11 protein-coding genes are annotated in these 14454 nt (G+C 68.7%); 7 read left to right on the top strand and 4 right to left on the bottom strand.

The window, feature by feature from the left end:
• Window positions 1–29: 29 nt before the first annotated feature.
• A complete protein-coding gene (locus LAJ19_RS21665; protein WP_255639820.1) occupies window positions 30–155 on the bottom strand; it encodes a hypothetical protein in 126 nt (41 codons plus the stop codon).
• Between the two features lie 193 nt (window positions 156–348).
• On the opposite strand from LAJ19_RS21665, the gene LAJ19_RS08930 reads away from it, so the two are divergent.
• The 3 genes from LAJ19_RS08930 (at window position 349) to LAJ19_RS08920 (ending at window position 2906) form a co-directional block, all read left to right on the top strand.
• Entirely contained in the window at window positions 349–1554 is a 1206-nt protein-coding gene (locus LAJ19_RS08930; protein WP_225475420.1) for a 23S rRNA (cytosine(2499)-C(5))-methyltransferase, read from the top strand.
• 202 nt (window positions 1555–1756) lie between these two features.
• Window positions 1757–1987, top strand: coding sequence for a hypothetical protein (locus tag LAJ19_RS08925; protein WP_225475419.1), 231 nt, complete (start codon window positions 1757–1759; stop codon window positions 1985–1987).
• A 220-nt stretch (window positions 1988–2207) separates the two neighbouring features.
• Window positions 2208–2906 (top strand): HAD family hydrolase, encoded by a 699-nt coding sequence (locus LAJ19_RS08920; RefSeq protein ID WP_225475418.1) that lies wholly within the window; start codon window positions 2208–2210, stop codon window positions 2904–2906.
• Between the two features lie 369 nt (window positions 2907–3275).
• On the opposite strand, the gene ppsA is transcribed toward LAJ19_RS08920, so the two are convergent.
• Window positions 3276–5654: a phosphoenolpyruvate synthase gene (gene ppsA / locus LAJ19_RS08915; protein WP_225475417.1), complete on the bottom strand. Its 2379-nt coding sequence runs from the start codon at window positions 5652–5654 to the stop codon at window positions 3276–3278.
• Window positions 5655–5827: 173 nt separating this feature from the next.
• On the opposite strand from ppsA, the gene LAJ19_RS08910 reads away from it, so the two are divergent.
• Window positions 5828–6637 carry a pyruvate, water dikinase regulatory protein gene (locus LAJ19_RS08910; RefSeq protein WP_225475416.1) on the top strand — a complete coding sequence of 270 codons (810 nt, stop codon included), beginning with the start codon at window positions 5828–5830 and terminating at the stop codon, window positions 6635–6637.
• A 364-nt stretch (window positions 6638–7001) separates the two neighbouring features.
• Here the strand turns inward: LAJ19_RS08910 and LAJ19_RS08905 are convergent, their stop codons facing one another.
• Both LAJ19_RS08905 and pgi read right to left on the bottom strand, forming a co-directional pair.
• Window positions 7002–9350 carry an AfsR/SARP family transcriptional regulator gene (locus LAJ19_RS08905; RefSeq protein WP_225475415.1) on the bottom strand — a complete coding sequence of 783 codons (2349 nt, stop codon included), beginning with the start codon at window positions 9348–9350 and terminating at the stop codon, window positions 7002–7004.
• 152 nt (window positions 9351–9502) lie between these two features.
• Window positions 9503–11134 (bottom strand): glucose-6-phosphate isomerase, encoded by a 1632-nt coding sequence (gene pgi, locus LAJ19_RS08900; RefSeq protein ID WP_225475414.1) that lies wholly within the window; start codon window positions 11132–11134, stop codon window positions 9503–9505.
• Between the two features lie 245 nt (window positions 11135–11379).
• Here pgi and LAJ19_RS08895 point away from each other — a divergent pair, with 245 nt between their 5' ends.
• From LAJ19_RS08895 to LAJ19_RS08885, 3 genes are all read left to right on the top strand, one after another.
• On the top strand, window positions 11380–11598 hold the full coding sequence (locus LAJ19_RS08895; RefSeq protein ID WP_225475413.1) for a hypothetical protein: 219 nt from the start codon (window positions 11380–11382) through the stop codon (window positions 11596–11598).
• Window positions 11599–11782: 184 nt separating this feature from the next.
• On the top strand, window positions 11783–13069 hold the full coding sequence (locus LAJ19_RS08890) for a thiolase family protein (RefSeq protein WP_285892296.1): 1287 nt from the start codon (window positions 11783–11785) through the stop codon (window positions 13067–13069).
• Window positions 13066–14424, top strand: a complete 1359-nt coding sequence (locus LAJ19_RS08885; RefSeq protein ID WP_225475412.1) for a 3-oxoacid CoA-transferase — start codon at window positions 13066–13068, stop codon at window positions 14422–14424. The genes LAJ19_RS08890 and LAJ19_RS08885 overlap by 4 nt, the downstream gene beginning before the upstream one ends.
• The last annotated feature ends 30 nt before the right edge of the window (window positions 14425–14454 follow it).

The raw sequence follows: 14454 nt of genomic DNA, 5'->3' as shown, positions 1-14454 counted from the left end.
CCTTGCTTCTGTGCGTTGCCGTGACGCCCTCAGCGGTTCTGAACGGCGTTCATGATGGCCTTGGCCGAAACCGGGTTGGACTGAGCGCTGAACCCGGCGCGCAGCGCGAGATGCTGAATGGTCGTTGGCGTCCGGGTGGACATCGTCTCAGGCACGGTGGTTGAAGTCTGAATCAGCACGACGCCAACATTCCGGATCGGTATTCCATTGGCGTCAAAGATGCGGTTCCTGCTGCCGCGCCCTGAGGCTGCTCCGGTTCCCTGACGGCCGTGTGCTGCATGTGGACAAGCAGGGGCATCTTCTCCCCGCTTCGCTGTGCGGTGTGGACCGGTGCGCTACGCTGAAGGGATGCCGGACGCCGCCCCTGCTTCCCGTTCCCGCCTGCGCCTGCGGGTGTCTCCTGCCGCCGAGGCGCATGTGCGCGCCGGGCATCCCTGGGTGTACGAGTCCAGTCTGCGGGCCCAGAACCGTGAGGGAAGCGCCGGGGAACTCGCCGTGATCTACGACCGCCGGGACCGGTTCCTGGCGATCGGCCTGTTCGACCCGGACAGTCCGTTGCGGGTGAGGGTGCTGCACCAGGGCACGCCGGTCACGCTGGATGACGCGTGGTGGGGGGAACGGCTGGACACGGCTCTGCTGCGCCGCGCGCCGCTGTTCGGGCCGGACACGGACGGGTACCGCGTGGTGAACGGAGAGTCCGACGGTTTTCCGGGGCTGGTCGTGGACCGGTACGGCACGGCGCTGGTCGTGAAGCTGTACACCGCGGCGTGGTTCCCGCACCTGCCGCGGATGCAGGCGCTTCTCGCGGAGCGGTTTGGGGACTTCAGCGTGGTGCTGCGCCTGAGCCGCAACATTCAGGACCGGGCGCGGCAGGAGGGCCTGTTCGACGGGCAGCTGCTGGCCGGGCACGTCGGGAACGGCACGGTGGTGTTCCATGAGACTGGCCTGGCGTTCGAGGCGGAAGTCGTGCGGGGGCAGAAGACCGGGTTCTTCCTGGACCAGCGGGAGAACCGGCGCCGCGTGGAGAAGCACGCCCGGGGTCGCCGGGTGCTGAACGCCTTCTCATTCAGTGGCGGCTTCTCGTTGTACGCCGCGCGGGGTGGCGCGGCGTACGTGGTGAGCCTGGATATCAGTGCGCACGCGCTGGCAAGCGCGGAGCGGAACTACGCTCTGAATTCGCGCCTCGCGGCGCCGCACGAAACGGTGCAGGCCGACGTGTTCGACTGGCTGGCTGGCACGGACCGTGAGTTCGACCTCGTGGTGCTGGACCCGCCCTCCCTGGCCCGCCGGGAGGCAGAACGGGCCGGCGCGGTCCGCGCCTACGGGAAACTCGCCGCGGATGGCATCAGTCGCCTCGCGCGGGGCGGCATCCTGATGAGCGCGTCGTGTTCCGCGCACGTCAGCGCTGAGGAGTTCTGGGACGCCGTGCGGGACGCCGCGACCCGCTCGGGCCGGGTCTGGCGTGAGCTGAGCACCAGCCAGCACGCCCCGGACCACCACGCGAGTTTTCCGGAAGCGCAGTACCTCAAGGCCATCTTCGTTCAGTTCGACTGACCAGGGGTGTGCCGTGCCCGCGCCGCGCAACGTGCCTCACGTGGAGGTGAGTGCCTTGCGCACGTCCGTGACGCAGCGCCTTGACCCTGCCCTTAGGGGCGGTGCGTGGCCGTCACGGGTGGGCGGGGCAGGGCGAGTACCGGCCCCGCTCCGAGGAACGGCCGCTCCGGCTGCTGACCGTGCTGCCGGAGTGCAGGCTGGAATGCCCGGACCTGTGGGCAGCCGGTCGCAGATTCACGGCCCCACGCGCCTGAGGGCCACGGCGGGCGTCAGCGTGAACAGGTTCCGGGCGAAACCTGCCCTGACCAGGCCGGACGCCCTCACTACCCTCCGGCCCCCGCAGGTGGGCGCCCGCTCGCCGTCCCTGGGCGGTGAGGTGGAACGCCGACTGGGCGGAGGGGGCCTCGCCGCCCGGACGGTGATCCTGGACTGAACTTCGGTGACCACCGTGTCATGACGCGGCGCCCCGTTCCCCGCCTGGGTGCACGCGGCGCTGCTGTCTGCGCCGGCGGGCACCTCGCGGGCCGCCTTCCTCGCGGGCCGGTGGGGGAGACCGCCACTGCTGGGCCGCCCCGGCATCGGGGCAGCCTGGAGATCTGCGCGGCGAGGTCATGCAGGCAGAAAGCAGCGCGGGCGTGCTCTACAGTCAGGCGGTGACTGTGCCCGTTTCCCTGCCCCGCGCTGTGATTCTCGATCTCGATGACACGCTGTTTGACGACACCGGCTGCACGCATGCAGGCCTCCGCGCACTGGCAGAGGCTCACGACGTGCGCACTGAGCCCGGCGAGCTGTTCCGGCGGCACGCGGCGCGCATCCGGGAAATCGACCCGCTGCTGTTCCGCGGGGAGGTGACCGCGCACGGCGCGCGGGTGCTGCGCTTCACGCGGCTGCTGGGGGACCTGGGTGTCAGCGACCCGGACGGCGAGGCCGCCACCCGCATCTACCGCGAAGCGTACCGCGCCGCGTGGGCTCTGCTGGACGGCGCTGAAGTGCTGCTGCGCGGTCTGCGTGCGCAGGGGCTGCGCACAGCCGTTCTGACCAACTACGTGCGCGAGGTGCAGTTTGAGAAACTCAGGCACTTTGACCTGCACCAGCTGGTCGACGCGGTCCTGTGCACCGAGGATGTGCCGGCCCCAAAACCTGACGCCCGCGCCTACCACGCCGCCTGCGCTGCCCTGAATGTCACCCCGGCTGAAGCGGTCATGGTGGGTGACTCGTGGGAGAACGACGTCCAGGGTGCCCGGGCGGCAGGCCTGCGAGCCGTGTGGATCAATGCGGCCGGCCGGGCCGCCCCCGATCCGGCTGTTCCTCAGTGCCGCACGCTGGCGGACCTGCCCGCGCTGCTGGCGTAACGCACCGCGCCACCTGCCGTCTGCCCGTCAGTTCGCTCGGCGCGCGGCAGACTGCTGGGCGGAAACCATCAACAGACGCAGGAGACCGGCTGGCAGCTGGGGCGGCTGATTCCTGCTGGACCGCCGGGCACGGCCTGGGCGGCGCTGGACCGGCGGCGGAAGCGCGGTGTTTGGGCACAGGCGGACTGGAGCGATCCGACCGTTCACGGAAACCGGCGGGACCGGGCAGCAATTCCGCGCTTGTAAGGCCTGGGTCCCGTGGGTGGCCTGGTTGCCGGTGAAAGCTGCCGAGTCCCGGAGTGGCCCGCGGTTCGGTTCAGACAGCAGGGGCACCCCCGGCGACCGGGGGTGCCCCATATGGCCTGCGGGTCAGGCGCTGGCGGTGGCGCGCTCCTCGGCGCCTTCGCCGGCCAGGTGCAGCCACGTCCCGAGGACACTGTCGGGGTTCAGGCTCACCGAGTCGATGCCCTGCTCCATGAGCCACTGCGCGAGTGCCGGGTGGTCACTGGGGCCCTGGCCGCAGATGCCGATGTACTTCCCGGCGCGTTTTGCCGCTGCAATGGCCTGGGCCATCAGGATCAGCACCGCTTCGTTCTGCTCGTCGAACAGGTCGGCCACGAGGCCGCTGTCGCGGTCGAGGGCCAGGGTCAGCTGCGTCAGGTCATTGCTGCCGATGGAGAACCCGTCGAAGTGCTCCAGGAACTGATCGGCGAGGATGGCGTTGCTGGGGATCTCGCACATCATGATGATTTTCAGGTCGTTCTCGCCGCGCCGCAGGCCGTTGCGGTTCAGGATGTCGATAATCTGCGCCGCCTCACCCACGGTCCGCACGAAGGGAATCATGACCTGCACGTTCGTGAGGCCCATTTCATCGCGCACCTCGCGGATCGCTTCGCACTCCATCGCGAATGCCGCGGCGAAGTCGGCGCTGCGGTAGCGGCTGGCGCCGCGGAAGCCGATCATGGGGTTTTCCTCGTTGGGTTCGTACGCAGGGCCGCCGATCAGGTGCGCGTACTCGTTGCTCTTGAAGTCACTGAGGCGCACAATCACGGGTTTGGGCGCGAAGGCCGCTGCGATGCTCGCCACGCCCTCGGCCAGTTTCTCCCGGAAGAAATCGCGGGGGCTGGCGTACCCGGCGGCGCGTTCCTCAATCTGCACCTTGACGTCTGCGGGCACCTGCGGGTAGTCCAGCAGGGCGCGGGGGTGCACGCCGATCACGTTGCTGCAGATGAACTCCACGCGGGCCAGGCCCACACCCTCGTTCGGCAGGGCGGCGAAGCTGAACGCCCGGTCCGGGGAGGCGACATTCATCATGATCTTCATGCCGACTTCCGGCATGTTTCCCAGTTCCACGCGGTTCACGCGGTAGGGAAGCATTCCGCCGTACACGAAGCCGGTGTCGCCTTCCGCGCAGGACACCGTGACCTCCTGTCCGCTCTGCAGTTCCCGCGTGGCGTTCCCGGTGCCGACCACTGCCGGAATGCCCAGTTCCCGCGCAATGATCGCGGCGTGACAGGTGCGTCCGCCGCGGTTGGTGACGATGGCGCTGGCGCGTTTCATGACGGGTTCCCAGTCGGGGTCGGTCATGTCGGCAACCAGCACGTCGCCGTCGCGCACGCTGTCCATCTGCGACACGTCACTCACCACACGCACGGCACCTGCCCCGATGCGGTTCCCGACGGCGCGGCCTTCCACGAGCACGTCACCTTTGCCGGTCAGCTCGAAGCGCTCCATGATCTTTCCGGTGCGGCTCTGCACGGTTTCCGGGCGGGCCTGCAGGATGTAGATCTGCCCGTCGCGGCCGTCCTTACCCCATTCGATGTCCATGGGACGGCCGTAGTGGTTCTCGATGGTGACGCACTGCCGGGCCAGTTCCGTCAGGTCCTGGTCGGAGAGGCTGAAGGTTCGCTGCTCGGCCTCACTGACGTCCACGGTCTGAACGCCGCCTGCTTCGGCGTAGATCATCTTGCGCTGCTTGCTGCCCAGCGTGCGGCGCAGAATGGCGCGCCGCCCGGCGTTCAGGGCGGGTTTGTACACGAAGAATTCGTCCGGGTTCACGGCGCCCTGCACGACCATTTCGCCCAGCCCGTACGAGCTGGTGACCAGCACCGCGTCCCGGTAGCCGCTCTCGGTGTCCAGGGTGAAGGCCACGCCGCTGGCGCCCAGGTCGGTGCGGACCATGCGCTGTACGCCGGCCGAGAGGGCCACGTCGTTGTGCGAGAAGCCGTGATGCACCCGGTACGAGATGGCGCGGTCGTTGTACAGGCTGGCGAACACCAGTTTCACGTGGTGCAGCACACTCTCGACGCCGCGCACGTTCAGGAACGTCTCCTGCTGCCCGGCGAAGCTGGCTTCGGGCAGGTCCTCGGCGGTGGCGCTCGACCGGACGGCCACATCGGGTTCGGTCCCGGTCTCGGCGCTCAGGGCCGAGTAGGCTTCGCGGATCGCCTGTTCCAGCGGGGCGGGCAGGGTGGCGCCTTCCACCTGGGCGCGGATTTCACGGCCTGCCTGGGCCAGGGCCACCACGTCGTTCACGTCGAGAGCGCCCAGGCGGGCGTTGATGCTCTCCTCAATGCGGTTTTCCTGCAGGAACAGCCGGAAGGCGTCGGCGGTGGTGGCGAAGCCGCCCGGAACGCGCACGCCCGCGCCGGCGAGGCCCTGGATCATTTCGCCGATGCTGGCGTTCTTCCCGCCCACGATCTCCACGTCAGACATCCTTAGTGTATGGAACACGCGAATCATATCCATCGTTTTTCTCCGGTGTGCAAGGAATTCCGCCCGGTGGAACCAGAGGCGTTTGTGTTACGGCCTGAAGTCAGCTTACCTGACGCCGCTCCCCTGCGCTGCCACCCGCGAGGTGACAATGTCCCATTCCGGCAGACACGCAGGTTCTGCCCGCCGGGGCATGTCACGCTGGGCGCATGCCTGAACCGCGCACCATCCTGATCGTCAGTGACCATACCGGTCTTACCGCTGAGAACATTGCCCGCGCCCTCCTGGCCCACTTCCCGACCCAACCCATGCGGTACCTCCGCCGCCCCTTTACTGCCGACGTGTCTGCCGCGCAGGCCGTCACCCGCGAGGTGCAGGCCCTTGCCGAGCGCGGCGAACGTCCCCTGATCTTCACGACCATCACCCGGGCTGACGTCCTGACCGCACTTCAGGCGGCACCCGCCGAGATCTTCGACCTGCTCAGCAACGGCCTGGGGGTCCTGGAACGGGAGTTCGGCGTGCCTGCCGTGCGGGAGGTCGGCCGCCACCACGACATGCACGATACCGAGGCGTACCTGTCCCGCATGGACGCCCTGGATTTCGCCCTGGCCACCGACGACGGCATCGGTGACAAACAGTACGGCCTGTCCGACGTGATCCTCGTGGGGGTCTCCCGCGCCGGCAAAACGCCTACCAGCCTCTTCCTGGCCCTGCAGCACGGGGTGCGCGCCAGTAACTACCCCCTGGCCGAGGATGATTTCGAACGCACCGGCCTGCCCCTGCCCCTCGAAGCGCACCGGCACAAACTGCACGGCCTCACCATCGACCCGAGGCGCCTGCACGCCATCCGCACGCAGCGGAAACCCGGCAGCCGCTACGCCAGCCTGGAACAGTGTGAGCATGAGGTCCGGCGCGCCGAGCGACTCTTTCAGCGGGCCGGTATTCCTGTGCGGGACACCACGAGCGCCAGCGTGGAGGAAATTGCGGCCGGAATCCTCGCCGCGCTGCGCGCCGGCTGACCAGCCCCCAACAGCGGCGGGAGGCCCTGGGACACCCAGGACCTCCGAGTCGGTGATGGTTGAAGAAGACGCAGAAGAAGACGCGGGGATGACGGAACTCTTGCCGCTGACGAGGATGTTGGTATTAAGGGTGCGTGGAGGCGGGCGACTGGCCCGTTATGCAGCAGTCAGACACGCTATGGAAATCTGGCGCAGCACTGACTGGCGTCAACAGGACAGACACGAGAACCAGGCAACGACCAAGAATCTTCTTCATTGAGATGAACCTCCATACCGGTTTGACTGAGTTCAGTCTGCCGGTTCGGCGGTTAAGAACCGGTCAACCGCCCGCCCTCACCGCTGGCCGGCGGACCCGTTCCTCTTCTCAGCTCAGCAGTTCATTGTCCAGGACGCGTTTCTGGGTCATCCGGGCGTGCAGGGCCAGGTGGGGAAGAGCCGCGTGTTCATAAGCGCGGACGGCACTGGTCCAGGCGGATTCAAACAGGGGGTTGATCTGTGCGGCTTTCAGATAGAGTGCCGCGGCAGCGGCGGGATCATGGGCCTCTGCGGCCTGCCCCAGCGACATCATCATGGACAGCATCCTGGACTCCAGGTTCTCCCGCTCCTCGTTCACCCACTGCGTGTCGAGTTCCGGCATGAACGGACCCGTGTACAGCTCCAGGAGGCGTTCGCCTTGCGCCGGAGTCAGGGTGGGAGACGCGCCTTTGATCTCGACTGCGTCGCACTGCACGGCGAACCTGTCGGAGAGCCGGTAGCTTCCGCCCATCAGCGGCACGGGATCGGTGCCCGGAGCAACCAGCGGACGCAGGGCTTCCCGTAACGCGTGCAGGGCCTGCTTGAAGTAGGACCGGAGTTCAGGGCGCCCCTCGCCGTCCCACAGGGCGGTGATCAGCTGATCGCGCGTGGCCGGGCCACGAACGGCCAGGAACGCCAGCAGTTCCCGAGCCTTGCGCAGACGCACATGCGCCGCCGTTTCACCAACCTGGAGGCCAAATTCGCCCAGAAGGCGGACATGAACGACCGGACGCGCACGCCGCGCCAGCCGCCGGGCGGCGCCGCCCCCCAGCCCCTGCGCCGCGCAGGCAGTGTAAAGGCTGGCCAGCCGACTGGCGTCCACCGCGAGGGCCAGCTCGCCGCCCACGTGCGTCAGAACGCCCAGCAGCTCGGCGCAGGCATCCTCCAGCGCCTGCCCGGCAGCCCACCGGCAGTAGGCCAGAAAGGCATGTGAACGCAGACGGAACCCATCAAGCAGGGCCACGCCCTCCGTCACCTGGCGGAACGCAGCTTCAGCGGCAGACAGCTCACCCAGCTCGAAGGCGATCAGCCCCAGGTAGAAGGCCCGGGTCACGTGATCGAACTCCTGCGCGGGCCGCAGCGCTTCAATCTGACGTTCGAAGCCCCCCCAGTCCAGCTGCCCCAGCCGCCACAGGCATTCGGCACGGAACGCGCGGGCCGGAACGTTCAGCCGGTCACTGCCCTGGCGCTGCTGGGTGTCCAGCGCCAGATTGAGATGCGCCAGCGCCCGTTCGAACTGTTCATCCAGCAGGCACAGTTCCCCGCAGATCAGGTGCGCCGTGTCGCGGCGGTGATCTTTCACCTGCTCGGCGCGGCGCAGCACCTCCGCGATCATGCTGAACGACTCTTCCGGCCGCCCCTGAAAGTACAACCGGTACCCGAGGTCCAGACGCAACGACAGGCCCTCGCTGTGGCCGCCAAGCAGGTCGAACAGGCGCAGCGCTTCCCGGGCATACCGGTCCTGAGAGGCAAAATCATCCAGTGAGGCGCTGACATTCTGCGCAAAGTACAGGGCCCTGGCGCGGGAACGCAGCTCCGAAACGGGAATTTCGTCCAGTACCGCGGCCATCAGTGCCTGCGCTTCCCGGGCGTCGCCGAGTTCCACCAGTGCACGCGCCTGCGAGCAGCACAGCCACCAGCGCGTAATGTCGTCCGGAGAGGCGCCCAGGCCGCGCTGGGCGTGGGCCAGCCGGGCGGCCGGGCCGCTGCGCATCGCGGCGAGAAGACTCAGCCCCAGGTGAATTCGTGCGTCGGGCCGCGGCGATGCCGTGGCGGCCAGCAGCCGGAGCTCGGCCGCGTCGGTCTCACCCGTTTCCAGCAGGGCCAGGGCGAGCTGCCCGGTCTGCCGGGAATCCAGCGGCCGGTCCTGAAGGAGCGGCGCCAGCTCGGCATACCGGCCTTCCCGTTCCAGCTGGTCCACGCGTGCGTCCAGCGGGTGGGGGCGCGGGGCGATGGAGCGCGGCGCGGGGCGGTCCGGCAGGCTGAGGTCCACGTTGATGTACCACTCGCCGGCCCGGCTCAGCGTGACTCGTCCGCCGCGGATCCGGCCGCGGGTGAGCAGGTGCCGCTGGTAGTTGCCGAGCCGGGCGGGCAGCGTCAGGCGGCCGCTGAGGGTCCAGAGGGTGACGTGCCCGGTGCGGGCGTCGATGCGCAGGCTGCGGGCGTCGAGCCAGTACGATTCACCTTTCACGCCGCCCCGCTGGCGGCGCCGGGCCTGCTGGGCGGCCAGCGCCACAGCGCGCCGGGTGCCCTGCGGGAGGCGCTGTGCGTCAGGGTGGCCGGGCAGCAGGTCCTCGCAGGGTGTCTCAGGGGTGCGCCGGGCGTGAACGAGCAGGGCGTTGGTGAGGCGGCCGACGGTCTGACGCGTGGCGTTCAGTGCGTCCTCGGCGCTGGGGGTGGTCTGAAGCGTCAGTCTCAAGGAAAACACCGGAGCAGGGCGGGGTGTGGGAAACAAACGTGGGGTTGAGCGGGGTTCAGGGTCCAGATATAGCAGATTCGGCGGCGTCAGTGTGCGCGGGCACGGGAACGCCGGAACCCTGGGTGCCCAGGGTTCCGGCGTGGGGCGGTGAGTCAGCGGCGGGCGCGGTAGCGGCGGATGAGGGCGTTGGTGCTGCTGTCGTGGCGCAGCTCCGGTTCGGTGGCACTGTGCAGTTCCGGCACAATCTTCCTGGCCAGGACCTTGCCGAGTTCCACGCCCCACTGATCGAAGGAGTTGATGTCCCACACGGCCCCCTGCACGAACACCTTGTGCTCGTACAGGGCGATGAGGGCGCCGAGCGTGTGCGGGGTCAGGCGGTCGGCCAGGAGGGTGTTCGTGGGCCGGTTCCCGTCGAATACCCGGTGGGGCGCAAGGTCAGGCTGGACCCCCTCGGCGAGGACCTGCTCGAGCGTCTTGCCGAAGGCGAGCGCCTCGGTCTGCGCGAAGACGTTGGCCATCAGCAGGTCGTGGTGGGGCGCGCCGCCTTCCAGCGGCAGGGGATTGAGGGTCTGGCAGAAGCCGATGAAATCGCACGGAATGAGTTTGGTACCCTGATGAATCAGCTGGTAGAAGGCGTGCTGGCCGTTCGTGCCGGGCTGCCCCCAGATGACCGGGCCGGTCTGGTAGTCCACGGGCTGCCCCTGCAGGGTGATGTGCTTGCCGTTGCTTTCCATGTCGAGCTGCTGCAGGTAGGCGGGGAAGAACTGAAGGTACTGGTCGTAGGGCAGCACGGCGTGGGTCTGCGCGCCGAAGAAGTTGTTGTACCAGACGCCCAGCACGCCCAGCAGGACGGGCAGGTTGCGTTCCAGCGGCGCGGTGCGGAAGTGTTCGTCCATGGCGTGAAAGCCGGCGAGCAGCTGCGTAAAGGCGTCTGGACCGGTGGCAATCATGAGGCTCAGGCCGATGGCGCTGTCCATGGAGTACCGGCCGCCCACCCAGTCCCAGAAGCCGAACATGTTGGCGGTGTCGATGCCGAACGCCGCGACCTGCTCAGCGTTGGTGGAAACGGCCACAAAGTGCCGCGCGACTGCGGCGTCGTCTCCCAGGGCGTTCAGGAGCCAGTGGCGGGCGCTGCGGGCATTGGCCATGGTTTCCTGCGTCGTGAAGGTTTTGGAACTGACGATGAACAGCGTTTCGGCCGGGTCGAGGTCGCGGGTTTTCTCCACGAGGTCGGTACCGTCCACGTTCGACACGAAGCGCACAGTCAGGTTCCGCTGGGTGTAGTGCCGCAGGGCCTCGTAAGCCATGACGGGGCCCAGGTCGCTGCCGCCAATGCCGATGTTCACGACGTTCCGGATGGAACGGCCGGTAAAGCCCAGCCACGTGCCGGCGCGGATCTGCGTGGCAAAGGCGCTCATGCGGCTCAGCACCTCGTGAACGTCGGGAACGACGTTGCGGCCGTCCACGAGCACCGTGGCGCCGCGCGGCTGGCGCAGGGCGGTGTGCAGCACGGCGCGGTCCTCGGTGACGTTGATCTTCTCACCGGCGAACATGGCGTCGCGTTTGCGTTCCACACCCGCTTCCCGCGTGAGGTTCAGTAGGAGCGTCAGGGTGTCGTCGGTCACGAGGTTCTTGCTGTAGTCGAGGAACAGGCCCGCGCCCTCGGCAGTGAGGCGGTCGCCGCGCTCCGGGTCTGCGGCAAACAGGTCACGCAGGTGCGTGGTGCTCAGGTCCCGGTGATGTTCGAGCAGGGCGGTCCAGGCGGCGGTGTCGGTGATGGTCATGCGCGTCTCCCTTCGGCGGAACGGCCTGTGGGCCGTTCCCCTTACCGCCCGCGAGCATACCCCCGGCGGGTGCGTGGTCGTGCCGGGGCTGTTTACACCTGAATCTCATAGGGGACTCACGGCGTTCCCACCGGCCGGCGGACCAGTCGGAAACGGCTTCCTCCGCGCCGGGCGGGCCTCGCCATGAACAGTTGACAGACCGGGCAGTCAGAGAATTGTGTGAGTTATGTCGCTACGCTCAAGGCATGACGAGGAAGGTCAGAGACGGGGACAGCATGACGTGGAGTCGGTGGGGCACGCCCTACCTCGATGAGTCCCGGCCGGCTGTTCCGACCTCCGCCGCGCCGGTTCGTGACGCGCCGCGCCCACTCTCCTCGGAAGCGCTGCGGCGCGCCATTCAGGCCGAAGAGCAGCGGCAGGTGTTCGCGGTGCTGGGGCGCCTGCGCCGCAACCGTCCAGGCTGACACCTTGCTGTTGCACCGCCGCGCCGCCCCGTCGCTTCTCAGCTGGCAGGGGCGGCGTTCCGTTTGACAGGCCGCCGGCCCTTCCCATCGGGGGGGCTGGCGCGCTTGAATACAGCGGCCTGAACCAAACCCCGCGGGCCTCCCCAGATGGAGGCCCGCAGTCTGCCCGCCGGAGGGACCTAGCGTGACTGAAGCCCCAGTAATAAGCAGCCTGCAAGACCTTGATGTCGTGATCGTCTCCGCCGTACGTTCACCGATCGGCTCGATTCGCGGCAGCCTCTCCGGCGTGCGCCCGGACGACCTCGCCGCCCTCGTGGTGCGCGAGGCCGTCCGCCGCGCCGGCATCGACGCTCACCTGATCGAGGAGGTGATTCTGGGCTGCGCGAACCAGGCGGGCGAGGACAACCGCAACGTGGCCCGCATGGCCGCCCTGCTGGCCGGCCTGCCCGAGAGCGTGGCGGGCCTGACCGTCAACCGCCTGTGTGCCAGTGGCCTGTCGGCCATCAACACCGCAGCCCGCGCCATCCGCAACGGCGACGGCGACGTGTACGTGGCCGGGGGTGTGGAAAGCATGACCCGCGCGCCCCTCGTGATGCCCAAAGGCGCGCAGGCGTTCGCGAACGGCAACGTCACGGCGTACGACACCACCCTGGGCTGGCGTTTCCCGAACCCTGCCCTGGAGGCGCTGTTCCCGCTGGAGGCGATGGGGGAGACCGCGGAGAACATCGTGCAGCGCAGCCGCGAAGGCGCGTACGCGGGCGGTGAGATCACCCGCGAAGCCCAGGACGCCTTCGCGCTGCGCAGCCAGGAGAAGGCGGCCGCCGCCCTGAATGCCGGGGCGTTCCGTGACGAGATCGTGCCGGTCGAACTCCAGAGCCGCAAGGGCACCACGGTGTTCGACACGGACGAGCATCCCCGCGTGACCCGCAGCGCGGGCAGCTTCACCCTCGCGACCGACGCCGCGACCCTGGCGGGCCTGAAGCCGGCCTTCCGCAAGGGCGGGAGCGTCACGGCCGGCAACGCCAGTGGCCTGAACGACGGCGCCGCCGCGCTCGTGCTCATGAGCGCCGCGAAGGCCCGCGCACTGGGCGTTCCAGTCCTGGCCCGCTGGGTGGGCGCCGCGTCGGCCGGCGTGGAGGCCCGCGTGATGGGCCTGGGGCCCATTCCGGCCACACGCAAGCTGCTCGCCCGCACCGGCCTGACCACCGCAGACCTGGACCGCATCGAACTGAACGAGGCGTTCGCGGCGCAGGCGCTGGCGTGCATCCGGGAACTGAACCTCCCGGAGGACCGCGTGAACGTCAATGGCGGCGCGATCGCCCTGGGGCACCCGCTGGGCATGAGCGGCGCGCGCCTCGTCACCAGCCTCGCGCATGAACTGCGCCGCACCGGTGGGCGGTACGCCCTGGCGACCCTGTGCGTGGGCGTGGGTCAGGGCGAGGCGGCCATCATCGAGCGGGTGCACGCATGAAACGCGTGCCGGTCATTACGGCCCCCGAGGCCGCGCAGAAGGTCCGCAGCGGGCAGACGCTGCTGGTGGGCGGCTTCGGCATGACTGGAAATCCGGTGCATCTCGTCCACGCGCTGGCCGACACGGACGTGCGTGACCTGACGTACGTGGCGAACAACGTCGGCGAGGCCGGCCTGAGCGGCGGGCGGCTGCTGCGCAACGGGCAGCTGAGCAAAGCCATCGGGTCGTTCTTCACCAGCAACCGCGAGGCCGTGGCGGCCGCCCAGGACGGCCGGCTGGACGTTCAGCTCATTCCGCAGGGGTCACTCGCCGAGGCGCTGCGGGCCGGGGGCGCCGGAATCGGCGGGTTCTACACGCCCACCGCGGCCGGCACCGTCATCGCCGCAGACGCGGACGTGCGCACCCTGAACGGCCAGGAGATGATCTTCGTGCCGGCCCTGCGCGGCGACGTGGCGTTCATCCGGGCGTGGCGCGCCGACGAGGCAGGCAACCTCCAGTACCGCCTGACCGAGCAGAACTTCAACCGGGCCATGGCGACGGCCGCGGATCTCGTGATCGCAGAGGTCGAGGAGATCGTCCCGGTGGGAACCATTGCGCCCGAGCAGGTGCACACGCCGGGGCTGTACGTGGATTACCTCGTGCAGGCTCACCTGACCGAGCAGGATCTGGGCAGCAGCGCCAGTGTGCAGGGCAGCGCGAAAAAAGTGGATGAGGGCCGCCTGCACATGGCCCGGCGCGCCCTGGCCGAACTGCGGCCCGGGCACGTCGTGAACCTCGGCATCGGCATTCCCACGCTGGTCGCGGACCTGATCACGCCGGAACACGGCGTGAACCTGCACACCGAGAACGGCATGCTCGGCGTGGGCCCGGCCCCCGAGCAGGGCGGCGCGCTGGAGTACCCCGTGAACGCCGGAAAGATTCCGGTCACGGCCCTGCCCGGGGCGAGTTACTTCGATTCGGCCGACAGTTTCGGCATGATCCGCGGCGGGCACGTGGACGTCGCCGTGATGGGGGGCCTGCAGGTGGACGTCCACGCGAACCTGGCGAACTGGGCGGTGCCCGGCAAGCCACTGCTGGGCGTGGGCGGGGCGATGGATCTCGCCAGCGGCGCCCGGCGGCTGATCGTGCTGATGACGCACACGGACCCGGACGGCACCCCGAAACTCGTGCCGGACTGCACCCTGCCGCTCACCACCCGGGGACAGGTGGACATGGTGATTACCGATAAAGCCGTCTTCGAGTTCCAGGCTGGCCAGCTGACACTGACTGAACTGATGCCGGGCGTCACGCTCGACGAGGTGCGTGCCACCACCCCCGCGCCATTCCGGGAGGCGCTGCTCGCGGTAACGCTATAGGTTCAGCGAACTGAAGGGTGCGCCGTATGG

The organism is Deinococcus taeanensis (genome assembly GCF_020229735.1).
Lineage (GTDB): Bacteria > Deinococcota > Deinococci > Deinococcales > Deinococcaceae > Deinococcus > Deinococcus taeanensis.
The sequence above is the reverse complement of the archived record's forward strand: the minus strand, read 5'-3'. Positions and strand labels throughout refer to the sequence as shown.

Excerpts from the sequence above, each read along its gene's own strand:
- LAJ19_RS08930 (WP_225475420.1), top strand. The coding sequence starts at position 349 with ATGCCGGACGCCGCCCCTGCTTCCCGTTCCCGCCTGCGCCTGCGGGTG.
- LAJ19_RS08925 (WP_225475419.1), top strand. The coding sequence starts at position 1,757 with ATGCCCGGACCTGTGGGCAGCCGGTCGCAGATTCACGGCCCCACGCGC.
- ppsA (WP_225475417.1), bottom strand. The coding sequence starts at position 5,654 with ATGGATATGATTCGCGTGTTCCATACACTAAGGATGTCTGACGTGGAG.
- LAJ19_RS08910 (WP_225475416.1), top strand. The coding sequence starts at position 5,828 with ATGCCTGAACCGCGCACCATCCTGATCGTCAGTGACCATACCGGTCTT.
- pgi (WP_225475414.1), bottom strand. The coding sequence starts at position 11,134 with ATGACCATCACCGACACCGCCGCCTGGACCGCCCTGCTCGAACATCAC.
- LAJ19_RS08895 (WP_225475413.1), top strand. The coding sequence starts at position 11,380 with ATGACGAGGAAGGTCAGAGACGGGGACAGCATGACGTGGAGTCGGTGG.
- LAJ19_RS08885 (WP_225475412.1), top strand. The coding sequence starts at position 13,066 with ATGAAACGCGTGCCGGTCATTACGGCCCCCGAGGCCGCGCAGAAGGTC.